The 23,471-nt window shown below is 68.3% G+C and carries 17 protein-coding genes and 2 tRNA genes; 11 read left to right on the forward strand and 8 right to left on the reverse strand.

The window, feature by feature from the left end:
• Positions 1-251 precede the first annotated feature (251 nt).
• Positions 252-890 (forward strand): oligoribonuclease, encoded by a 639-nt coding sequence (gene orn / locus AC5592_RS33015; RefSeq protein WP_036499070.1) that lies wholly within the window; start codon positions 252-254, stop codon positions 888-890.
• A gap of 54 nt (positions 891-944) precedes the next feature.
• Positions 945-1,017, forward strand: a tRNA-His gene (locus tag AC5592_RS33020).
• 90 nt (positions 1,018-1,107) lie between these two features.
• Here AC5592_RS33020 and AC5592_RS33025 read toward each other — a convergent pair.
• Both AC5592_RS33025 and AC5592_RS33030 read right to left on the reverse strand, forming a co-directional pair.
• Entirely contained in the window at positions 1,108-2,562 is a 1,455-nt protein-coding gene (locus tag AC5592_RS33025) for an alpha/beta fold hydrolase (protein WP_232329661.1), read from the reverse strand.
• Positions 2,563-2,939: 377 nt separating this feature from the next.
• Positions 2,940-4,124, reverse strand: coding sequence for a L,D-transpeptidase (locus AC5592_RS33030; RefSeq protein ID WP_036499067.1), 1,185 nt, complete (start codon positions 4,122-4,124; stop codon positions 2,940-2,942).
• A gap of 349 nt (positions 4,125-4,473) precedes the next feature.
• On the opposite strand from AC5592_RS33030, the gene AC5592_RS33035 reads away from it, so the two are divergent.
• Positions 4,474-4,546, forward strand: a tRNA-Lys gene (locus AC5592_RS33035).
• A 133-nt stretch (positions 4,547-4,679) separates the two neighbouring features.
• Here the strand turns inward: AC5592_RS33035 and AC5592_RS33040 are convergent.
• Entirely contained in the window at positions 4,680-5,498 is an 819-nt protein-coding gene (locus tag AC5592_RS33040; RefSeq protein ID WP_063066444.1) for an MBL fold metallo-hydrolase, read from the reverse strand.
• A gap of 106 nt (positions 5,499-5,604) precedes the next feature.
• Between AC5592_RS33040 and AC5592_RS33045 the strand changes: the two genes are divergently transcribed.
• From AC5592_RS33045 to AC5592_RS33060, 4 genes are read left to right on the forward strand one after another with little or no spacing between them, the layout of a single operon-like run.
• Positions 5,605-6,213, forward strand: coding sequence for a helix-turn-helix domain-containing protein (locus AC5592_RS33045; RefSeq protein WP_063066445.1), 609 nt, complete (start codon positions 5,605-5,607; stop codon positions 6,211-6,213).
• A 48-nt stretch (positions 6,214-6,261) separates the two neighbouring features.
• The gene (locus AC5592_RS33050) at positions 6,262-6,597 is read left to right on the forward strand and encodes a DUF6221 family protein (RefSeq protein WP_063066446.1); all 336 of its coding nucleotides are present in this window, start codon (positions 6,262-6,264) and stop codon (positions 6,595-6,597) included.
• Between the two features lie 59 nt (positions 6,598-6,656).
• Positions 6,657-6,995 (forward strand): hypothetical protein, encoded by a 339-nt coding sequence (locus tag AC5592_RS33055; protein WP_036498981.1) that lies wholly within the window; start codon positions 6,657-6,659, stop codon positions 6,993-6,995.
• Between the two features lie 59 nt (positions 6,996-7,054).
• Positions 7,055-8,095: a crotonase/enoyl-CoA hydratase family protein gene (locus AC5592_RS33060; protein ID WP_063066447.1), complete on the forward strand. Its 1,041-nt coding sequence runs from the start codon at positions 7,055-7,057 to the stop codon at positions 8,093-8,095.
• Positions 8,096-8,111: 16 nt separating this feature from the next.
• On the opposite strand, the gene AC5592_RS33065 is transcribed toward AC5592_RS33060, so the two are convergent.
• Complete coding sequence (locus tag AC5592_RS33065) at positions 8,112-8,603, reverse strand: MarR family winged helix-turn-helix transcriptional regulator (RefSeq protein WP_036498976.1); 492 nt, start codon at positions 8,601-8,603, stop codon at positions 8,112-8,114.
• Positions 8,604-8,662: 59 nt separating this feature from the next.
• Here AC5592_RS33065 and AC5592_RS33070 point away from each other — a divergent pair, with 59 nt between their 5' ends.
• Together AC5592_RS33070 and AC5592_RS33075 are read left to right on the forward strand one after the other, a co-directional pair.
• The gene (locus AC5592_RS33070; protein ID WP_036498974.1) at positions 8,663-9,640 is read left to right on the forward strand and encodes a pirin family protein; all 978 of its coding nucleotides are present in this window, start codon (positions 8,663-8,665) and stop codon (positions 9,638-9,640) included.
• A gap of 128 nt (positions 9,641-9,768) precedes the next feature.
• Positions 9,769-10,083, forward strand: coding sequence for an excalibur calcium-binding domain-containing protein (locus tag AC5592_RS33075; RefSeq protein WP_036498971.1), 315 nt, complete (start codon positions 9,769-9,771; stop codon positions 10,081-10,083).
• A 76-nt stretch (positions 10,084-10,159) separates the two neighbouring features.
• On the opposite strand, the gene AC5592_RS33080 is transcribed toward AC5592_RS33075, so the two are convergent.
• Positions 10,160-10,384: a DUF3618 domain-containing protein gene (locus AC5592_RS33080; RefSeq protein WP_036498967.1), complete on the reverse strand. Its 225-nt coding sequence runs from the start codon at positions 10,382-10,384 to the stop codon at positions 10,160-10,162.
• Positions 10,385-10,484: 100 nt separating this feature from the next.
• Between AC5592_RS33080 and bcp the strand changes: the two genes are divergently transcribed.
• Entirely contained in the window at positions 10,485-10,958 is a 474-nt protein-coding gene (gene bcp / locus AC5592_RS33085) for a thioredoxin-dependent thiol peroxidase (protein WP_036498963.1), read from the forward strand.
• A gap of 72 nt (positions 10,959-11,030) precedes the next feature.
• Here bcp and AC5592_RS33090 read toward each other — a convergent pair whose 3' ends face one another.
• Positions 11,031-12,308, reverse strand: a complete 1,278-nt coding sequence (locus AC5592_RS33090) for a DUF7159 family protein (RefSeq protein WP_157122392.1) — start codon at positions 12,306-12,308, stop codon at positions 11,031-11,033.
• A gap of 328 nt (positions 12,309-12,636) precedes the next feature.
• On the opposite strand from AC5592_RS33090, the gene AC5592_RS33095 reads away from it, so the two are divergent.
• Entirely contained in the window at positions 12,637-13,266 is a 630-nt protein-coding gene (locus AC5592_RS33095) for a TetR/AcrR family transcriptional regulator (protein ID WP_228533674.1), read from the forward strand.
• 144 nt (positions 13,267-13,410) lie between these two features.
• Here the strand turns inward: AC5592_RS33095 and acpS are convergent, their stop codons facing one another.
• Both acpS and AC5592_RS33105 read right to left on the reverse strand, forming a co-directional pair.
• Positions 13,411-13,836 (reverse strand): holo-ACP synthase AcpS, encoded by a 426-nt coding sequence (acpS, locus tag AC5592_RS33100; RefSeq protein ID WP_030517926.1) that lies wholly within the window; start codon positions 13,834-13,836, stop codon positions 13,411-13,413.
• An 86-nt stretch (positions 13,837-13,922) separates the two neighbouring features.
• Positions 13,923-23,273: a type I polyketide synthase gene (locus AC5592_RS33105; RefSeq protein WP_063066449.1), complete on the reverse strand. Its 9,351-nt coding sequence runs from the start codon at positions 23,271-23,273 to the stop codon at positions 13,923-13,925.
• Positions 23,274-23,471: the final 198 nt, after the last annotated feature.

The following is a 23,471-nucleotide window of genomic DNA, read 5'->3' on the forward strand; positions in this document are numbered from 1 at the left end:
CCTCCGCCGCGACCCGGGCCGCTTCCTCGGCCGCCTTACGCGCGGCCGCCGCCTTCGCCGCCTTGTCCTCGGAACTGGTCATCGCCGATCCTCCGTCGCCCTGCCCACCGCTGCCGGCACCACTGGAATCACGCATACACCTGGGCAAACTGTAGCGGGAGATTTGCCGGAATGCGGCCGCAACGGGCCGGACGGCGCGCATCCGGTGCGGTCGGTCCGATTCGCACCGTCCGCGCACTAAGGTTGCCGGGGTGTCCGACAAACTGATGGTGTGGATGGATTGCGAGATGACCGGCCTGCGCCTGGACAGCGACAAGCTGATCGAGGTGGCCGCGCTCGTAACCGATAGCGATCTCAATATCCTCGGCGACGGCGTCGATATCGTCATCCACGCCGACGACGACGCGTTGGCGGCGATGCCGCCGGTGGTACAGGAAATGCACGCCAAATCCGGGCTCACCGAGGAGGTGCGCCGCTCCACGGTCACCATGGAGCAGGCGCAGCAGCAGGTTCTCGACTACGTGCGCGAGTGGGTTCCCACCCCCGGCACCGTGCCGCTCGCCGGCAATTCCATCGCTACCGACCGCGGCTTCATCGCCCGCGACATGCCCGAACTCGACGCCCACCTGCACTACCGGATGATCGATGTGAGCTCGATCAAAGAACTGTGCCGGCGCTGGTATCCGCGCATCTACTTCGGCCAGCCGGAGAAGGGCCTGGCCCACCGCGCCCTCGCCGATATCGAGGAATCCATCCGCGAGCTCCGGTACTACCGGCGGACCGCGTTCGTTGCCGCCCCCGGGCCCTCGACCGCGGAGATCGCGGAGATCGCCGCGCAGGTCAGCGCCGGTTCCACCGGCACCCAGCCACCCGCCACACCCGCCGATTAGGTTTCCCGGCGGTCTTCGCGCTACCATCTACCGCGCCGGTTGTTACCGGCAATGGTGACCGTAGTTCAGTTGGTAGAGCACCAGGTTGTGATCCTGGCTGTCGCGGGTTCGAGTCCCGTCGGTCACCCTGCAAGGGGCAGGTCCGGAAGAGATTCCGGACCTGCCCCTTCGTCATTGATCCGAGTCCTCGGCCTGCCGTCCGGCCCGATCGGACGACTCATTCGATGAGTGTGGTGGGTTGGCACGTGCGGTCGTCCGCCGGGAAGTCCCCGTCCCGGAAGTAGTCGTTGGTCGTGTCGAGGATGCAGGTGCTCAGACCGGGACGCAGCACCATGTGGATCCTGGTGTCGGCCAAGGTGATCAAACGAGACCCCGACATCTGTCGGTGCAGTGCCACAGAATGCGCATGAGGCGTGCGGTTGTCGCCGGTGGCGGACAGAATCAGTGCGGGCACGGCATTGTCGACCACGGTGGGCGGTTCCACCGGCGGCGGCCAGAACGCACAGGGCTGGATATTGTTGGCCAATGCGGCGAAGATCGGCTGACTCGGCCGGGCCGCCTGGATCGCATTCCAGTACCAGGCGGGATCGGCGGGCATCGGCGCGTCCGCACACCAGATCTGCACCATGACCGAGTCTTCGTCGTGCTCGTAGTACTCGATCTGCTGGTGCAGCTGCGGGGGCACCTCGGGTGCGCGTCCCTCCGCCGCGTCGGCGACCGCCCGCACCGATGCCGCCAGGGCATCGTTCAAGCGCGCGTCCCGCAACATCGTCCACAGCAGATTCGGCAGCACATGATCGTCGAAGCCGAAGCCCTCGACCACGATCGGCGACAGTGATGCCCGGTCGATCAGGGCCTCGACTCTCCGGCGCACCTCGGGCGCGGAGTCGCCGAGGTGATACTGCCGATCCCGCACCCCCACCCAGGCGGCCCAGTCGTCGAAGGCCGCTTCCACGGCCGGCCCCCAGTCCTGTTGCAACCCGAGCCAATAGCGCTGCGGATCGATGGCACTGTCGAGCACCATGCGATCGGAGCGGCCGGGGAACAACTGCGAGTAGACCGCGCCCAGATACGTCCCGTAGGACACGCCGTAATAGCTGATGCGGTCCTCACCCAGTGCCGCACGGATCACGTCCATATCGCGGGCGGTGTTGCGCGTGCTGAGCTGCCGCATCCAGTTCCGATCACCTCCCACCAGGCAGTCGGCGGCCAGCCGCGCCTGCAGGGCCGTTTCGGTGACGAATCCGGGTAGCCCGACACCTGCCGAGCGGATCGGGGTCGCGACCGGCCATCCGCAGCGCTGGTGGCGCCCGGAGCGGGCGACGCCACGCGGGTCGAAGCCGATCAGGTCGTAGCGGCTCAGCACATCCGGTTCGAGCACATCACCGACGAGGTCGAACGCATCGAGCCCCGGCGTACCCGGCCCGCCCGAGTTGGTCAGCAGCACACCGCGACGGTGTGCTGTGTCGCTCGCCGCAATCCGCGAGACCGCGATGGGAATGCTCGGCCCTTCTGGGTCGGCGTAGTCGAGGGGCACCTCGACATCCGTGCAGACCGCGCCCTCCGCCACCAGGGCCGCATCCTCGCACGGACGCCAGTCGAGATGTTGGCGCAGGAAGCGCGCCGGCGGATCCGCCGGTCCAGCGACCGCGATACCGGAAGCAGAGGCCATTGTCACCGCGAGAACGGCAACGATAACCGACACGACGGACGTCACCGCGTACCGATCTCCCACACCCATGAGGACCTGACCCTTCAGCAAGTCGAGACCGAATCGCACCGGGGAGCCGTCGCCAACCACGCAGCGGAGCGGCAATCGCTCCGGAAGAGCCACGAACACAGGCGATTTCGGGAAGCCGCAGCACCGTGCACCTCGGTCCCGATGTCACCGAAACATCGATTGGCGGGCGCAAGTGTAGCGTCCGGTCGCCGGACGGCGGTTGTACCGGCTCGGCGTTGCCGGAGATCGAGGTGATAATGCGAGCCGCCCCGAGGCCCCGACGAAGAGCGGGCCTTCCGGATGTCCGGAAGGCCCGCTGTAGGCGTCGGTCAGCGGTTGGTGTCGGCGTTGCCGGCCTTCCACTCCGCCCACGAAATGTTCCAGTCGCCGAGTCCGTCCACACCGGACAGGGTGTCACCGACGGTGTTCTTGACGATCGCGATATCGCCGCGCTTGGCGTTCTCGTAGACCCAGCGGGCGTCTTCCGGACTCAGGTTCAGACAGCCGTGGCTGGTATTCGAATAGCCCTGCTGGCCGACCGACCAGGGTGCCGAATGCATGAAGATGCCGCTGTAGGACATGCGTGTCGCCCAGTCGACCGGGGTGCGATACCCGTTGGGGCCGGTGGCGGCGACACCGTAGGTGGACGAGTCCATGATCATGTGGTCGAACTGGTCGCCGATGATGTAGATGCCGTTCTGGGTGGGCGTGGAGTCCTTGCCCATCGAGGTCGGCATCGTTCGAATCACCTGGCCGTTGCGTTCGACGGTGACCATCTTGGTGTTGTCGTCGGCGGTGAAGACCATCGGATCACCGATGGTGAAGCTGGAATGGATATCGGAGTCACCGATCAGGCCGCCACCCAGATCGCGGCCGTAGGTGTTCACATCCACCGTGACCTTGGTTCCCGGAGCCCAGAAATGCTCAGGGCGCCAACGCACTTCGCGATTGTTCACCCAGTAGAACGCGCCCTCCACCGCCGGTGTCGTAGTGATCTTGATCGCATCCTGCGCGACGTGGCGATCCGGAATGTTCTCGTCGAACTGGATCGCGACCGGCTGCCCGATTCCCACGACCTCGTTCTCCCCGGGCAGCAACCACGGATGCGTCTTGTTGCGCGGCGCGAGGGTGGTGAAACTAATGGTCGTCGAGGTAGTCCCACCGATCCCCACCGCCTCGGCCCGCAGGCGATACGTGCGGTTGAAGCCGAGCTGTTCGGTCACTTGCCACGAGGTCCCGTCGGGCGCGATCTGCCCGGCCACCGGAGTGCCGTCCGGTGTGAGCAACGTGACAGCGGTCAATTTCCCGTTGTCCACCTTCACCGGAATCGGATCGGCCGGCGAAACTCCGACGGCGCCATCGGCGATCGGCGTCAGCACCTTCGGTGTGACCAGGTCGATGGCCGAATTCGCCTCGATCACCGATCCACTTCCCGTTGCCCCGGAATCACTGCATCCGGTCACCGCGAGGGCGAGCATCGACACCATGCCCAACCACCCCGCCACCACTTTCATCCGCCGCGAGCCTCGACGTCCGCCCATGTGCAACCCCGTTTCATGCCTCGTGCGCAACCGGGAAGCCCAGCCACGCTGCTCAACCCACCACGCATGCGGGGATCGGTCGAGACCACGCCCACCCATTCTGCCAGGTGGAAGGATCGCAACCGGGTGAACACGACGAGCCGGCCCCGCACACTCTTGCCCGATTCATCCCTTCCGGCCCGCCAACCGTTACCGCATTCACGCAAGATCACCATCCCCCCTCGAACAGCCTTTGAACAGCCGATTTCACTTTCCGCCTACCCAACTGTTATGGTTTCTCCCGCACCGGAACGGAGCCTGCAGGCCCGATCCGGAGGTCCAAGCGCCATTAGCTCAATTGGCAGAGCAGCTGACTCTTAATCAGCGGGTTCGGGGTTCGAGTCCCTGATGGCGCACTCCACACGAAGACCCCTGACCTGGGATGCCGGTCAGGGGTCTTCTGCGTTCCCGACTCGAATGGTCGGCGAATCCCACTCCGCCGCACAGAGATTCCGCGTGCGCCTTGCCGCACGCCCACGGCCCGGTCGATCAGCCGATCGGTGGGGCCAGGTATTCCAGCGCGTAACCGGCGCCGGCGGGGGTTACGCGGGCGATGCCGGGTGAGTCGAGGTGGGCGCCGGCGACGAAGTGGTGTGGGCGGGTGAGTTGTTCGAGGGGGCTCGCCCGCGCGGCGCGGGCCTGGGGTTGATTGCCGTCGAACTCCCAGGACACGGCCGGCCGATCGAATTGGAGCGTGGGAACGTGCACGGTGTCGCCCCAGACGAGCAGGTGGGCGGCGCCGCTGGTGATGTCGTAGACGGTGTGACCGGGCGTGTGCCCCGGGGTCGGGATCGCCGTGATCCAGTCGTTGATCGCGACCCGCTCCGATACGGGGACGACCCGGTCGCGCAGCGGCTCCAGCCGACCCGTGAACACCGACGTGTCGCCCGCGCCGATCCACACGCGTTCGAGCTCGGCGAACGCCTCCGAACCGTCCGGTGCGATCAGGCCGCTCACGTGGTCTTCGTGGTTGTGCGTGACGGCCACATCGGTGATCTGCGCGCGATCGATTCCCGCGTCGTCGAGCGCGTCGTAGATCAACCCCATGGTGGGGTCGTGCCAGGCGTTGGACGCGCCGGTGTCGATGAGCACCGATCGCGTGCCGTCGGTGACGAAGAAGGCGTTCACCGACAGCCGCAAGTTGTCGCCGACCAGCGGCACGGCGGCCGGCAGCTGCTCGAGCGCGCACCCGTCCTCGTCGCGGAGCCGGGTCGGCGGCATATCGATGTAGCCGTCTCGCAACGAGATCACTTGCAGGTCACCGAATTCGAATGTGGCATGGTGCCGGCCACTCGAAACCAAACGCATCGAACCTCCAGATAGCGCATTGCGCAGTTCTTCGATAGAAGACAACATCTCCGATCGAAGAAACATACACTGTGGGCGGCGAGATACCCATCGATCGAGGAGCACGGTGGTCGAGCAAGACGCAAACGTGACCGGACCACACCACGGTGACGACCTGGCCGGCGCGTTCGGCGGAAACGTGCGGCGACGCCGCGAGGAGGCGGGCCTGACGCTGGAGCAGTTGTCGACGCAGTCGTCGGTCAGCCGGGCGATGCTGTCCAAGGTCGAACGCGGCGAGAAGAGCCCGACCATCGGCGTCGCGTCCAGGATCGCCCACGCGCTCGACACGTCCCTCTCGGACCTGATCGGCGGGTCGGCTGCTGCCGCATCCGGCTCGGCCGTCGTCCTGCGCAAGAGCGATCGCCCCGTCTTCCGCGACCCGGAAACCGGCTTCGAACGGCATATGGTGTCCGCCGCCCCGGGCGCGGGAACCGGCGAGATGATCGTTCACCGCCTCCCCGCACAGGTCTCCACCGGACTGCTGCCCGCGTATCCACCCGGCACCGAGAAACAACTCGTGGTGCTCGACGGCGCCCTCACCGTATTGATCGGCGGGGTCAGCGAAACCCTGAACACGGGAGACTCCTTGTTCTTCCAGGCCGACACGGACCACGGCTTCGCCAACGGGACGAACGCTGCCTGCGAATACATCATGGTGATCTCGCGCCGACCCTGATCGGCCGCCGACCGGAACCGGTCACCGGCCTGGGGCGTCCAAACAATCGTGGGGAGCATTATCGAGTTCATCGATGCGCGGTTACGCGAGGACGAACATGCGGCGCGGGCCGTCGACGGGGAACGGCGGGCGTGGCGGTTCGAGCGCGGTGATCGGAGCGTGCGGGCCGGCGCGCACGACGTGATCGTCGCCGGGAACGGGCCGGCGAATTCGCATATCGCGCGGCACGATCCGGAGCAGGTGCTGCGGGAGGTGCTGGCCAAGCGGCTCATCGTCACGCTGGCACAGCTGCCGGACGGGGGCGGGCGAGAGGATCGGTTGTTACGGTGCGTCGCGCTGTGCTGGGCCGACCATGCCGACTATCGACCGGAGTGGATCCTCTAGTCCGGCGCGGCGGTGACGTGGTTAGGCTCGACGGCATCCGTTCGCGATCGGGAACCGATATGGCCGACTACGCACATACCGACCACGCCAGTAAGGGCCGCGCCGAGAAGGCGCGACGGCTCGCGGCCTATCTATGGCAGCGCGGGGTCTCCGGCGCCGAACTCGCGACCGTCCCGGCGGCCACGCGCCGAAAACTCGCGCGCGCGGCCGATACCAATCCGCCGAGTACCGACGAGACCTGGACACTGGTCGCACAACTGCTCGACGAGAAGGATGCGTGGGCCACGCGTAACCCGAATCATCCTGCCGCACAACGTGTTCACACGGACGAGAAGATCCTGTGGATCAAACCGCCGGTGACGCCCTGGCTCGCCGACGACGCAAACCCGTCTCCCTGAACCCTGCGGGACCGCGCGCCCCCTTGACAGCAAGAAGTGAACTGGAGTTCACTTCTTGGGTGACCGACGACGCGCACCACTCCGGCACCCGGCCCGCGGCCTGGCGCGAGGACCTGACCAGCGGTGCGGACTCGCTGTTCGCCGACCGTCCGGAACCGGAGCAGGGCCCGGCCTACCGCACCCTCACCTACGAGGTGACCGGCCGCATCGCCCGCATCACGTTCGACCGGCCCGAGCACGGCAATGCCATCACCGCCGATACCCCGATCGAACTCGCGCACGCGGTCGAACGCGCCGACCTGGATCCGCGCGTGCGCGTGATGGTGGTCTCGGGGCGCGGTAAGGGATTCTGCGGCGGCTACGACCTCTCGATCTTCGCGGAGAACGGCCTGTCCCCCACCGTGTCGGCCCAGCCCACGACCGGAACCGTCGTGGATCCGGTGGTGCAGGCGCGCAACCACAACCCGTGGGGCACATGGGATCCCATGGTCGACTATCAGATGATGAGCCGGTTCAACCGCGGCTTCTCCAGCCTGCTGCACGCGAACAAGCCGACGGTTGCCAAACTGCACGGATTCGCCGTCGCGGGCGGCACCGATATCGCGCTGTTCTGCGATCAGATCATCTGCGCCGACGACACCAAGATCGGCTATCCCCCCACCCGGGTGTGGGGTATTCCGGCCGCGGGGATGTGGGCGCACCGGCTCGGCGACCAGCGCGCGAAGCGGTTGCTGTTCACCGGCGACTGCCTCAGCGGTAAACAGGCCGAAGAGTGGGGCCTGGCCGTGGAGTCCTGCCCCGCGGACGAGCTCGACGAACGCACCGAACAACTGCTGCAACGCATTTCGCGCATGCCGATCAATCAGCTGATCATGGCGAAACTCGCGCTCAACAGCTCACTGTTGGCTCAGGGCGTCGCCAATTCCGGGATGGTCAGCACCGTCTTCGACGGTATCTCCCGGCACACCCGCGAAGGGTATGCCTTCCAATTGCGTTCGGCCACTACCGGTTTCCGGGAGGCGGTGCGGGAACGCGACGAACCGTTCGGCGATTGGAAGCGAACGCAGTTCGAACGACCGCACGGCACCGACGAGACGTGAGCGTCCGGGTCGGACCTCATTCCGACGGATCGAGCCGGCCGACCTTCCCGGGTTCATCCGCGTCGCTCTCGGCCCGCGCACTGACCTTGTCCGACAGAGACCGCAGCGCCCGGGCCTCCACATCGCTCAACTGATCGACGAACAGCCGCCGCACCAATTCGACATGCCGGGGCGCGGCCTGTTCCAGTGCCCGGCGACCGGAATCGGTGAGACAGATCAGCCGGCCGCGCGCATCGTCGGCGGCCGGACTGCGCACCACCAGCCCCCGCTTGTCCATCCGCGCCAGATGCTTCGACAGCCGGCTCTTGTCCCAGCAGATCTGCGCGGCCAGGTCGCGGGCCCGCACACTCCCCTCGTGCGCGCCGGACAGCGCCACCAGAATCTCGTAATCGGAGACCGAGAGTCCGTCGCGGGCGAGCCCGGCGGCCATCGCGGCGTCGAGCCGCTGACGCAGCCGGATGTACGCAGACCAGGTCTGTTGCTCCTGTTCGTCCAGCCACCGCACCATGGGAATGATCCTACCGAGTTATTGGTTGACATGGACACCAACCGGCCTAGGAGGACATCATGCCCGCGATCACCGTCGACGACATCCTGGTGCTGCCGCGACTGCCCCGCCCGGAGCAGACCATGCGACAGCGGCCGGTCCGGACCGTGACCACCGCCCACAAACAACTCGAGGGCGCCGGATTCGAGGTGCGCCGGCCGTTCCCGAGCCTCGATGTGCGCACCGCCGACCCGTTCATCCTGCTCGACCACATGGGCCCGGTCGCCTACGAGCCCTACCAGGCCAAAGGCGCCCCGTGGCATCCGCACCGCGGTTTCGAAACCGTCACCTACATGATCGACGGAACCATGGTTCACCACGATTCCAACGGCGGCGGCGGAACGATCGCCGAGGGCGACACCCAGTGGATGACCGCCGGCTCGGGCATCCTGCACGACGAACTACCCGCCGAGGAACTGGTGATCTCGGGCGGCGTCTTCCACGGTGTGCAGCTGTGGGTCAACCTGCCGCGGTCGCTGAAGATGGCGGACCCGCGCTACCAGGATCTGCGCGCGAGCGAGCTGACACTGGTCACCTCCCACGACGGCGGCGCACTCGTCCGCATCATCGCCGGCAACGTCGGCGGATATGAAGGCCCCGGATCGACCTACACGCCCATCGCCTACGCGCACGCCTCGATCAGTCCCGGCGCGCGGCTGGAAACGCCGTGGCCGCAGGAGTTCACCGCGATGGCCTACGTGCTGGCCGGCAGCGGCACCGTCGGCGACGAGGGCCGCGCCCTCACCGAGGGACAACTGGCGGTACTCGGCCACGGCGAGGCCGTCGCGCTGACCGCCGACGACCGCCAGGAGGGACCCACCGGTCAATTCGAGGTATTACTGCTGGGCGGCGCGCCGATTCGCGAACCGGTCGTGCAATACGGTCCGTTCGTGATGAATTCCAAACAGGAAATCATCGACGCGGTAACCGATTTCGAGGCCGGACGAATGGGACGTATTCCGGCGGAACATATGACGGGCCGCCGCCTGGGTGAATAAGCGGCTCTCGGCCGTGCGGTTGACAACGGCGGTCGCCATCAGAACAGTAGACTCGGCGGTTCCGGCCCTGCCACCGCGGGGAGTGCGGCCGGTCCGCCGTATCAACCGCAGCTGACATCGAGGAATACATGAACGTTCGCAGGCTAATCGTGACCGGCGCGGGCTTGATCACCCTCGCCGCCCCGATCGTCTCCACCGCCCCGTCCGCCCTGGCCGACGGTTTCATCCCCACCGGTTCCGCCGGTACCGGATCCTCCGGTATCGATGACGCCATCGGCGCCACCGGCTCGGCAGGGCTGACGCAGACGGGTTCGGCGGGAGGCACGTTCAAGAACTGTGACGAGGCCCGGGCGGCGGGTCGCGCCCCGCTGTTCCGTGGTGAGCCCGGCTATTCGCCGCACCTGGATCCCGACGGCACCGGTATGGCCTGCCCGACCGTCTGATCCGCGCGGTAATCGCCGCAGACGACAAAGAACCCGGTGTGACACTGTCACACCGGGTTCCGTCGTTTCTGCGGCGTCAGCGGCGGAAGATCTTGATCAGCACCAGCACGCCGACCAGAGCACCCGCGCCGATCAGGCTGTACTTCACCTTCGGCTCGTTCACCTTCGCCACCACGGCCTTCTTGGTGTTGTCGGCGATCCGCTGCGGGTCCGCCCGCACCGCGAGCTCGTCGAGTGTGCCCGCGAGCCGGTTGCGCGCGGCTTCGATCTCCCGCTCGATGTGCTCGGTATCCCTCGCCACATTGTCTCCTGTTGTCGTTCCGGTAGGTCGCTGGCCGTCGAGTCTATCCGCCGTCGCCGATGTCGCGTCCGTTGTCACATCGGTGGGCTACCGTGCTGGCATGACCGATACCAAAAAACTCGGCCCCGGCGACCCCGCGCCGGATTTCACGCTTCCCGACGCCGACGGTAAGCCGGTGTCGCTGGCGGACTACCGCGGCCGCAAGGTGATCGTCTACTTCTACCCGGCCGCGAGTACGCCCGGCTGCACCAAGCAGGCGTGCGACTTCCGCGACAACCTGGCCGAATTGAACGAGGCCGGCCTCGACGTCCTCGGCATTTCGCCCGACAAACCCGCGAAACTGGCGAAATTCCGGGACAACGAGAAGCTGACCTTCCCGCTGCTGTCTGATCCCGAGCGCGAAGTGCTCCAGGAATGGGGCGCCTACGGCGAGAAGACGATGTACGGAAAGCGCATCACCGGCGTCATCCGCTCCACCTTCCTCGTCGACGAGGAGGGCGTCGTCCAGGTGGCGCAGTACAACGTGCGCGCGACCGGGCATGTGGCGAAGTTGCGCCGCGACCTGTCGGTGTAGCGCGGACCGGGACGGACGAGACGAGGGGCCCGGGACGATCGTCCCGGGCCCCTCGTCGGCTCTTCGCGGCCTTCAGTCGCGCTGCGGCATCATCGCGACCATCCACCGCAGTGTCAGCCGCCAATGGTTGTCCCACCACTCGTTGAATTCGGCGGTGCCGAGCTGCGGCGGCGCCGACTCACCCGGAAACAGCAGCGAGCCGTTGGGTGCGCCGACAGGTTCGGTCGGTGCGGGAATCACCGACTTCGCCTGCGGCTCCGGTGAATCCGGTTGCGGCGCCTCCTTCGCCAGGCGCTTCGGCTCACTCGCCGGATCCGAACCGCGCACGCCCAGCCAGGACGATCCGTCCGGACCCCAGCCGGCGGAGGCCGGATCGGCGGTCGACGGATCCGGCGCGGCATGCCGCGGTCCCGACGACGGCTGGTCGGCAGGACCGTCGACCGGCAATTCCGGAATCGAATCCACTGCGGGCAGACCGGGTTCCGGGCGGGCGTGACGCGGACCCCGGCTCGGCTGCGCGTTGCGGGCGTCGGCGAGGCGGGTGGTGGCATCCGAACGCGGATGGTCGGTGAGCTCGTGCACGCCACCGATGGTCAGCCCCCCGGCCAGCACGCTCGCCGCGGCGACCACCGCGACCGAATTGCGTGACACCCGTGCGCGATCCCCCACGCCCGCGACGAAAGCCTCCGGCTGCACCACGAGCGCCGCACCGATCGCCGACCCGGCCGTCGCGACGGCACACGGGATCACCGGCGCGTTGAAGCCCGCCGACAACACCGCGGCGACTCCCGGATGCTCCGCGGCCGAGCCGATCGCGACGACCGCGCTGGGCCGCACGCCCGCCGCATCCAGCTGATCCCACGCGGCCGCGATACCCAGCCGCACCGAATCCTCGGAGACGAAACCGGCGGCAGTCGCCGTGGCCGCGACCACCCGGTCGCGATGCGGTGAAATCAGCGAGAAGCCTTGATATCCCGGCATCAGCTCGCAGATCAGCAGATGGTCGAATTCGCTCGCCCAGGTCATCGCGCGGGCCAGCGCCAGATGCGCCGACTTGGCCGAGACCAGCGAGGCCTCGTACCACGGCCCGGACGCCAATCCGGTGACCACCGCCCGCCGGCCCGCCGCATCGCGGTAGGTGACCGCCGCCCCGGCGATCTCGTACTCCGCCTCGACCTCCGCGGCGAGTCCGTCCAGCAGCGATTCGATCAGTCCGGGCAGTCCGGCCGGCGCCGTGGCGCCGAGTTCGGCCACGTGGTGCGCGAGCACCCGGTCGGTCAGTTTTGCGCTTCCGTCGCGCAGGGCCACCGCGTCCACGCAGTCGCGGGCGATCGAAGCTCCGAGAGTCACCACAGGTCGAACCACCACAGATCAAGCCTTCCGTGTGCAGGAACCGCCCCGGAGAAGCTGCGCCGAGCAGCGGTTCAGCGCCGCAGCGGGAACGATCGACAATCGCCACGCCCCCGCTGATGTAGATCTACTCGGTATGTGTTCGTCACCACATTCGGCGTGGATGGGTTATGAATCGGACCGAATCGCGGGTACGGAAGTCGGCACCGTGTGTCATCCGCGTGTCGCTACCGCTAGCCTGGTGTATGTGGTGGAAGCGCGCACGGCACCGAGGTCGAACCGGCGTCCTGATCCGGCGTTGGAGCTGCAGGACGACCCACAGGAGTTGATGCCGCGCCGGCGGCCCACCCAGGAACGCAGCAAGCGCAAATTCGATGCGCTGCTGCAATCGTCGCGCGAACTACTGGTCGAGGTCGGATTCGAATCGTTCACCTGCGAGGAGGTCGCCGCCCGCGCCGAGGTGCCGATCGGCACGCTGTATCAGTTCTTCGCCAACAAATACGTCATCGTCTGCGAATTGAATCGCCAAGACCTGGTGGCCGTTTCCCAGGAGCTCGCCGACTTCCACGGCGAAATTCCGTCGATGGACTGGCTGCGGCATATGAACAAGCTCGTCGACCACCTCGCGGAACTGTGGATGACCGATCCGTCGCGGCGCGAGGTGTGGCTGGCCATGCAGTCGACCCCGTCGACCCGCGCCACCGGCGCCATCCACGAGAAGGAATTCGCCGAGGCGGTCCAGCAGATGCTGCGGCCGCTGATGCCGCGCACCCCGCGCGGGCGCCGCTCGATGATGGCGCAGGTGCTGGTGCACGTGGTGTATTCGATGCTGAACTTCTCGGTACAGGACGGCCTCAGCCACGAAGCGGCCGTGGCCGAACTCAAGCGGCTCATGGTCGCGTACCTGTTGATCGCGGAGAAGGAATCGCGCACCGGACAACGCGATACGACGGCCTGATCGCGCCCGACTCGCACCGGTCGCCGACAGGACTTTCCGTCGCTCCGACGAAGGGCGGAACCGGCGACGTGTGAGCGAGACGTCGCCGGTTCCGGCCTTCGCAGGAGCGACGGGCCGACTCGGGCCACTGAAGCCCGTACCGCCTCAGGGATTTTCGATCAGATCGGCCAATTCGCCCGGATCCTCGAGAACGACCATCGCGGCGGCCGTATCGCCGTCATGCGTGATCGACAGGTGCACCCGCACCCGCGGCAGGAATTCCGCCGCCAGTCCGTGCAGTTTGATGCTGGGCCGGCCCCAGGCGTCGTTCACCACTTCGATGAGCGGATACGGGTTGTCACCGATCTGCGGGCGGCGGGCGAACCGGGAGGTGGCCCATGCTTTGAGCACGGCCTCCTTGGCCGCCCACCGCGCCGCGAAGCTGCGGGCCGGATCGGTGCCCTTGCTCTGACAGTAACGCCGCTCACCCGCGGTGAAACTCTCCCGGAGCATGGTGGTTCCGGCCCGTTCGAGCTGTTCGGCGAAATCGGAGATGGTCACCAGATCCAGGCCGATACCGAGGATGGTCATGAATCCGCAGCCTACGGATTCGACGAGCCATCATCGGTATCGGCGGATCGTTACCCGGGAGTTGTTACTTCCCGGGCCCGATCTCCTTACTTCTCGGCCTCCCGGTTACCGGCCAGTTCGCCTGTGCCGCAGGAACCGTGGGCCAGATACAGCCCCTCCGCACCCAGGCGGGCCTCCGCCGAGAGCAGCACGTCGGCCTCGAGCTGACGGATCTGCTTGGCGGGAGTGCCGTCGCCGCCGAGACGGCGGTCGGCGGGCCGCTCGTAGAGCGGTTCACCACCGCACATCGCCTCGACCAGCCGCTGACGGCCGGCCAGGCGGCGTTCCTCGGCGCGGCGCAGGTAGTCGTCGCGGCGCTGCGGATCGAGCGCCGCGACGAAGGCCTGCGGATGCACGACCGCCAGCAGGCCGGACACGTGCCCGAACCCGAGCGAGGTCACCAGCCCGGCCTTGAGCGCGAACCGATCCCCGAACCGCAGCGGCTGCCGCGGCCACACCAGATGCGGATACTCGGCCATCTTCTCGTCGACGCAGTCGAGGCTGCGGTTCGGCGGAATCACACCCTGCTCCAGCACCTGGCACAGCCCGATCAGCTGGAAGGCGGCCGCACCGCCCTTGGCATGACCGGTCAGCGACTTCTGCGAAATCACGAACATCGGTGCGCCTTCGGAACGGCCCAGCGCGCCGGCCAGCCGCTCGTGCAGCTCCGATTCGTTGGGATCGTTGGCGGCGGTGGAGGTGTCGTGCTTGGAGATCACCGCGATCTCGTCCGGAGTCACGCCGAGCTTGCGCAGTTCGGCGGCCAGCCGCGATTCCGCACCGCCGCGGCCCGCGCCGAGCGCGCCCAGTCCGGGGGCCGGGATCGAGGTGTGCACGCCGTCGGCGAAGGACTGCGCGAACGCGACCACGCCGAGGACCGGCAGGCCGAACTCCGCGGCGATGTCACCGCGGGCCAGCAGAACCGTTCCGCCCCCCTGGGATTCGACGAACCCACCGCGGCGGCGGTCGTTGGCCCGGGAGAAGTAGCGGTCGCTGATGCCCTTGGCGCTCATAGCCGCCGAATCCGCGGTCGCCGACATGTCACCGAACCCGACGATGCCCTCGATACCGAGATCGTCGTAACCGCCGGCGACCACGACCTCGGCCTTGCCGAGACGGATCTTGTCGACACCCTCCTCGACCGAGACCGCCGCGGTCGCACACGCCGCGACCGGGTGGATCATGCCGCCGTAGCTGCCGACGTAGGACTGAACCACATGCGCCAGTGCGACGTTCGGCAACGCCTCCTGGAGGATGTCGTTGGCCCGCGGCTCACCGAGCAGGTTGTCGATGTAGAGCGAGCGCATCGACGACATACCGCCCATACCGGTGCCCTGGGTGTTGGTCACCATCGCCGGGTGCACCCAGCTCATCAGCTCGGCGGGACTGAAGCCGCTGGACAGGAACGCGTCCACGGTGCAGACGATGTTCCACAGCGCCACGCGGTCCACCGAACTCGCCATATCCGGCGAGATGCCCCAGCGGGTCGGATCCCAGCCCTCGGGGATCTGGCCGCCGACGGTGCGCGACAGCTTCGCCTTGCGCGGCACCCGAATCTCGGTGCCCGCCTGGCGAATCACCTGCCAGTCGCTGGAATCGGCGACGGGGCTGATCACGGTGTGCTCGGGGTCGGCGGCGTAGAACGCGCGAGCCTCTGCCTCGCTGTTGACCACGAAGCTCAGATCCCGGTCGAGGAAGACGGAGGTGAGCAGCGGCGCGGCGTTGTCGATCATGGAACCGTCGTCGCCGTAGCGGCGGATGCCGCAGCGCTGTACGACGGCGTCGTGGTAGCGCTCGGCCAGCTCCGATTCCTCGACGTAGTCGCCGCTTTCGACGTCGTACCAGCCCGGCTTCGGGTCGTTCTCCCAGGTGACCAGACCGGTGGTCCACGCCAGTTCCAGGACGCCGGCCGCGGACAGTTCGTCGGCGACCTCCATCTCGAAGCGCGTGCGCGCGGAGCCGTAGGGCCCGAGCTCACCGGCGCCGATGATCACGACCATATCGGCGAGATCGGCGGTGACGGAACCCCATTCGGGAGTCGGCAGGGCCGAGGTGAGCGTCGGCGGCACCGGCAGCGCCGGGACCGTCGCGCGCTCGTCATCGGCGACGGCCTCCGGCTCGCGCTCGACATCGTCGGCCAGCGTGGACAGATCCAGCTTCGCTCCGGCCAGGCCACCGGTGAGGTCGATCTGCTGCGGGCCGGTGGCGGTGACGGCGCGAGCCCGCGACGTGCACCACTTGAGCAGTTCGTCGGCCATCTCCTGCGTGGACCAGGTGTGCACGCCGGCCTTCTCCACGGCCGCGACCAGCGGATCGTTATGACCCATCAGGCCGGTGCCGCGCACCCAGCCGATCATCGCGTGCACCATGGTGACCCGCTGCGCCCACGACTTCTCCACCCGCCACTTGGCGATCACCGCGTCCAGCGCGGCCTTCGACTCGCCGTAGGCGCCGTCGCCGCCGAACATGCCGCGGTTGGGCGAACCCGGAAGCACCACATGCAGTTTCGCGTCGACGTCGTGGTCGGCGCCGAGGGCGGACAGACCGCCGATCAGGCGCTCCACCGACCACAGCAGGACCCGCATCTCCATTTCGGCGCGCGCGCCGGCATCGGCCAGATCACCGGCCACCCGCGGGGCGGCGAACGGCAGCAGCAGCGTCGGGGTCATCGCGGGCTTCACGAGCACCTTCGCGCCACCGGCGTTGTCGGTCTGCTCGTTGCCGACCCAGTCGATCAGTGCGTCGATATCGGAGTAGGAGGCCATATTCGCCGGCACCACCCACAGCGCGGCTCCCGCACGAGCGTGGTCGCGGTAGAGCTGCTTGTAGAAGGCGAGGCGGTCGTCGTCGAGCTTGGACGTGGTGAGGATGACGGTCGCACCACCGGCGAGCAGCCGGCCCGCGATCGAGGCCGCGATGGACCCCTTGCTCGCGCCCGTGATCACCGCGGTGTCGGCGGACCAGACACCCTCGTCGGTGCTCAGGGCCACCTCGGCGATCCGCTCATAGGTACGTGCCAGCACCGAACGCGCCTCGCCCATAGCGAGTTTGCGCCACCACTGCGCCTGTGCCGCAACGGCCTTACCGGCTCCGACGAAGCTGTCGACCGTGTCCTCGCCCGAACCACCCAGCCACAGGGTGGCCAGATCCTCGCGGGCGGTGGCCCAGCGGTCGTCGATCAGCACCGCCTTGCGCGCGTCGAAGGCCGGAGCCACCAAACGCGGCCAGTCCGAACCCAATTCGGCCGAAACCAGGTCGACCAGCGATTCGTCGCTCGCCTCCGGCGCCGACACGTGGTCGGTGAGGCCCAGCTGCTCGAGCACGACCCGGGCGGCGGTCGCCAGCACACCGTCGCGCCCGGTGATCTGCTCGGTGAATTCACCGAGGGCGGCCGCGTCGACCGTGGCGCCACCGCCACCACCGGCGGCCGGCAGCGCGACGCTGATTCCGCGGCGCGCGGCGACGGCCTGCACGGCGGCGTCGATCGCGGCATCCACCGAAGCGCCGTCGCTCAACGCACCGGGGACCAGTCCACCGAGATCCCCGCCGCGCACGCTGGCGCCCTCGCGGGTGCCCAGCGACACCTCGGCGGTGACGTGGTGGGCCCAGCCGTCGCCGAGCTGCCACACCTTCTTCACCCGATCGGCGATCGCCGCCGGGCGCTTACCCGAGGGTCCGAACACCTTGCGCAGATGGTCGCCGATGGCGTCGGACAGCACCGAGCCGAACGGCTTGTAGGTGCGGGCCAGCCGGTCGACGGTCGCCGACAGCGCGCCCATATCGGCATCGGCGGCACCGTCGATCGCGCCCAGCGACAGCTCCGAGCCGAGGTCGACCAGCAGCTGGTTGCGTCGCGAGGACACACCGTCGCACAGCGCCTCGATGGTGTCCACGGGACCGATCTGGTCCAGCCGCAGCTTGGTCCACAACGCGATCAGCACGCGGGTGGCGTCGGCGGCGGTGAAGGTGATGTCGTCGGGGCGGGGACCACCGGAGGCGGCGACCGGAGCCGGCGCCGGGGCGGCCGCGGCGGCCGTCGCGGCCGGAACCGCCTCGGCCACAGTCTCTTCCGGCTCGTCCACCGGAGCCGGATCGGTATCGGTGGAGTACACCACGCCGGCCTCGCGCTCGATGTTGAGCACCTCGACCTTGGTGGCGGAGTACTGCGGCAACTTCAGGGTGTTGCTCGCCAGGTTCGCCACGGTCGGCGTCGCCGCCAGGCCGATCTCGACGAACCGCTCCACACCGAGGCCACCGCGTCCGGTGTCGGAGAACAGCAGATCCTGGGTCTCGATCCACCGCACCGGGCTGGCGAACTGCCAGGCCAGCAGCTCGATCAGCACCACCCGGCACAGTTCCTCCGGACGCGCGGCCCACGACTCGAAGTCGTCGAGCACCGCACGCAGCGGCTCCGACGGCACGTAGCCGGCGATCTCGGCGATGAAGTCGCGCTCCAGCGAGAACGGCCGCGGCACCAGGTTCGGAATGTAGCGTCCGGCAAGGACTTCCGGATGCAGATTCTCCGGCAGCAACTCCTCGAGCTTGTTGCGGAACTCCGGCACACCCTTGCGCAGCACCGTCGAGTGGAACGGCACGTCGATACCCGGCACCAGGACGAAGGCACGCTTGCCGCCGAATTCGGCACGGCGACGCTCGATTTCGGCTTCCAGCTCCTCGAGCCCGGCGACCGTACCCGCGATCGCGTACTGCGAACCGCGCAGGTTCAGGTTCACCACCTCGAGGAATTCTCCGACACGCTCACCGACGCCGGCGACGAAGTCGATCACCTCGGCGTCGGGCAGTCCGATCTGCGACGGCCGGATGGCGGCCATCCGATAGTCGCTGCGGCCCTGCGCATCCCGGGGCACCAGCTCGTGCATGGCCGAGCCGCGCTGGAAGACGACCTCGAGCACGGCTTCCAGCGGAAGCACACCGGCGACCGCGGCCAGCGCGTTGTACTCACCGACGGAGTGACCCGCCAGCATCGCGCCCTCGACGAACGCACCGGCCTCACGCAGTTCGGCGACCTGCGCCACACCGAGGGTGGCCATCGCGACCTGAGTGAACTGGGTCAGATGCAGAACACCCTGCGGGTGGCGGTATTCCACGCCGCGGGCCTTGAGGTAGGTCGGGTTGTCGCGCACCACGGCGAGGATCGAGAAGCCCAGGGCTTCCCGGGTGTGCTTGTCGGCGCGATCCCACACCTGCTTGGCCGCCTTCGACCGCGACCGGGCGTCCAGTCCCATCCCCTTGGTCTGGATGCCCTGACCGGGGAAGGCATAGACGGTCTTGGGGGCCGCGAGCCGGGCGGTCGCGGTCATCACCAGATCACCGCCGGTCCGGCAGGACACCTCGACGATCTCGCAGCCGCGGTCGACGGCGATCCGCTCGACGCGCACATCGATCTGCGCGCCCGGCCGGACCATACCGAGGAATCGGGTGGTCCAGGCGGTGACAGTGCGTGCGGGCAGCGGAGATTCGGGATCCACCGCCGAGACCGCGTGCTGGGCCGCGGCCGACAGCCACATGCCGTGCACGATCGGGCTGCCCAGGCCCGCGAGTTTCGCGGCGGCGTTGCTGGTGTGGATCGGGTTGTGGTCGCCGGAGACCTCGGCGAAGGCAGCCATGGCCCGCGGCGCGGTGAGCGTGACGTCGCGACGGCGGCGACGCGGGGTTTCGGTCGCCTCCTCGGACACCGTCCCGGCCGCACGCGGCGGATCGGTAAGTTCGCCGGCGCCGTTGCGGCCGCGAATCGCGAAGCGCTCCACCAGCGTCGCGACGGTCGGGGTCTCTAGACCGTGATCGCGCATGACGCCGACGGTGACCCGCACCTCGACGACGCGGCCCAGGTCGGTGTCGATCACCGACGCGGATTCCGCGCGCACGCTGAGCACCGCCGGATCGCTGGGCAGCTCGCGCACCAGATCGACCTGGTGGTCCAGGTGCACCAGATCCAGCATGCCCTCGATAACGCTGATGACGCTTCCGTTTTCGCCCTCGACACGGCTCGCGCCGAGCACGGCGAAGACGGCCGGCCAGCAGGCGCCGACCAGCACGTCGGGAACCCGGCTGCCGATGGTGCTGAGGCCCTCCGGCAGACCCGAACCGGTCACACCGGCGTGGTCGGCGACCATATCGGGCGTCCACGCCAGATTCACGTGTGCGACATGAGTTCCGTTGGCGGACTTGATCTCCGGCAGCGCCTGCCCGGCGGCCACGGCCAGCAGGGCCGACATCGCGGTCTCGGCATCGGCTTCGGTCACCACCGGGGCGCCACCGTTGTAGACCGAGCCCGGCACGGTGATGCGGATCCGGACCTCGTTCGCGGGCGACAGCGGGACGGCCAGTTCGACGTAGGCGTTGTCGGCGTCCGGACCGGTCGCGGGAACCAGGGTGGCGCCGGTCGGGCGGTGCAGCGCGCCCTGGGTGTCGACGGTCCACTCGTGCAGATCGCCGAGCCGGTGCACCGGGTTGGTAGTGGTGCGCCCGGCCCACTGCACATCGGGCGCGGCCAGCACGATGTCGATGGCGCCCGAACCGATGTCGGCCCGGCGGCGGCCGTCGACGGCGGCGGGGGTGACGCCGCCGCGGATCAGCGTGTAGGCGGTGTCCTGTTCGAAACGATCGAGCAGTTCACCGACCGGCTCGTCGACGCGGGTGATGCCGGCGACCGACACGGTTCCGGGGATCACGCACACCTGGTCGGCGGTGTAGCGCGGGTCGTGGGCCTGCCACAGCGAGTCCGAACGCCACCACCGGCGAACGTCGGCATCGACGACCGGCACGAAGTTGACCGGCTTGCCGGGGGTCTTGCACAGCGAGACGAAGAACGGCACATCGGCCGGGTGCAGGACGGTCTCGGCGGCGGCCGGGTAGTGCTCCTTCAGCGTGCAGATCACGTGCACCGGCCGTTCGAAGACGCTGTCGTCGTCGAACAGGGTCGGGATGCGGCCGCGGTCGGCGGGGTTGAGGCGGCCCTCGACGCGGCGCACCATCTCGGCGAACCGATCCCGCCAGGTGATGTCGGCCCACACCGAACGAGTGGCGTCGGCGATGGCGTCACCGAGGTCGGTGCCGCAGTCGAAGCCGTCGCGACCGGCGCGCTGATGTTCGGGCAGCAGTGCGGCCAGCTCCACGTAGCGTTCCAGCCAGCGCAGGTACGTCATGCTCGCGACGTCGCCGAAGTAGGGCTTGGCAGTGCTGTCGAGCGCCTCGATGATCTCGTCGCGGCGCGCGGCCACGGCCTCGGCGTCGCCGGCGACCTCGTCGAGCAGGCGGCCGGTGCGCGAGGCGGAGTTGTCGATCTCGTGGATGTCGGCGCCCAATTGGCTACGGCCGGAAGCCATTCCGCCGGTAGCCGTCCCGGCGGCGACCCAGTCGGGAGTGCCGGGGGTGTCGACCAGCAGCTGCTTGACCTCGGGTGCGGTGGTGGCCTCCAGGGTGGCCATGGCCGCGGTGCCGACCAGCACGCCGTCCAGCGGCATCTTGGGGTAGCCGTGAGAGACCGACCATTCGCCGGTCAGATATTCGGTGGCCCGCTCCGGGGTGCCGATGCCACCGCCGACGCAGATCACGACGTTGTCGCGGTTGCGCAATTCGGCGTAGGTCTCGAGCAGCAGGTCGTCGAGGTCCTCCCAGGAGTGGTGGCCACCCGCGCGGCCACCCTCGATGTGCATGATCACCGGGTAATCCGGTACCTCGTCGGCGATGCGCAGCACCGCGCGGATCTGCGCGACGGTGCCGGGCTTGAACGCGACGTGGGCGATACCGGCCTCGGTCAGCTCGGCGATCAGCGCTACGGCCTCGTCGAGTTCGGGGATGCCGGCGGTCACGACCACGCCGTCGAACGGGGCGCCGGCGGTGCGCGAGCGCTGCACCAGTCGCTTACCGCCCAGCTGCAACTTCCACAGGTACGGGTCGAGGAACAGCGAGTTGAACTGCACGGCCCGGCCGGGCTGCAGCAGGGTCTTCAGCTCGGCGACCCGATCGGCGAAGATCTGCTCGGTCACCTGACCGCCACCGGCCAGCTCGGCCCAGTGGCCCGCATTCGCCGCGGCGGCAACGATTTTCGCGTCGACCGTGGTCGGGGTCATACCGGCCAGCAGGATCGGCGACCGGCCGGTCAGGCGGGTGAACGAGGTTTCGACCACGATGCGGCCGTTGGGAAGCCGAATCGGCTTGGGCGCGAAGGCATCCCACGCCGGTGCGACCTGCGGGGCCGCGCCGGGAGTGAACAGGCTGCGCTGTCCGGGCCGGGTGGCGACCGCGAGGATTCCGACGCCGGTGCCCTTGAGCGAACCCTGGGTCAGGCGGCTCAGCAGATCGCCGGGGCCGATATCCAGAATCCATTGGGCCCCACCGGAAACGGTGTCGTCGACGACCTGTACCCAATCCACCGGGTCGACCAGAATGCTGCGGGCGAGCTGCGCGGCGAGTTCGGTGTCGATCTCACACTGCGCGGCCCACGTCGACACCAGTTCGACGGTCTCGGCCAGCGCCGGGTGATGGAACGCGACCTCGACCTGGACGTCCTCGAAGACCGGGGCGAACACCGCACCGCCGCGCTTCTTGGCGTCGCGATCGCGAGTCTGTTCGGCGTTGATCTCGGCACAGCGCTGCCGCACCCGCTCCAGTTGCGCCACGGTGCCGGACAGGACCGCCCGCCGGCGGCCGTTGCGAATCGACACCACCGCGGCGACATTCGGATCCACACCCTCCGACACCTCGGCCACGACCGCGCGCAGCTCGTCGGGGTCGACATTGGACACCGCGACCATCGGCGATTTGTCGCCCACCGGGATGAGACCGCGCCGGCGCGCCACCAGCGTGGCTGCCGCACCGATCAACTGGGCCAGCGCGAGCAGTTCCGCGTCGCGCGCACCGTGGGCGGTCGCGGCCTCGGCGGCGAGCAGGCCCTGGGAGTGGCCGACGATGCCGGTCGGCGCGTGCTCGGCCGGATCCAGCCCCTGCATCCGCAACGCGCGCAGCGCGGCGACCTGGGCGAGGAACACACCCGGCATCGACACCGCGGCGGAGCGCAGCGCCTGCGCGGACGGCGCCGCCGACTCCTCCCCTTCCGCACCGTCGGCGAGCTCGTCCTCGAGCATCCACGCGATCGGGTCGAAGCCGACGGGCCGGACCACCAGCAGCTGCGCCGCCACCGGTTCCAGCCGCGCGTCCGCCTCGCGCACGAGGGCGGTCAACTCGGGCTCGAGTGCGCTGTCGCGGCCGATCTCCTCGAGCTCCCGCAGCCACTGCGCCCCCTGCCCCCCGAAGGCCAGCGCGTACTTCTCACCACCGAGCAGGCGATCCAGCAGCGACGACTTGATACCCGTATCCGAAACTCCCCCAACGACCTTCGCGTTCGTTCCGGTCCCGGTGCGTTCGTTGATCGTCAAGACGTATCGACTTCCTTCTCGTGGCGGCTCACCCCGCGGGGGCCCGCTCTTGCGTGCACAGGCGTCCCTCACCCCTGAGGACCTGACGAAGCCTCAGGTTCGCACAAAATCATGAGGAAAGCCTCACGTTTCCCCGGCCCCCACATCCCTACCGTCGAGTATTTCGGTACGTACGTACAAGAACGCCACCAAACATGA

Origin of the sequence: Nocardia violaceofusca NBRC 14427 (genome assembly GCF_963869435.1) — a bacterium.
In the GTDB taxonomy this organism is placed as follows: domain Bacteria; phylum Actinomycetota; class Actinomycetes; order Mycobacteriales; family Mycobacteriaceae; genus Nocardia; species Nocardia aobensis.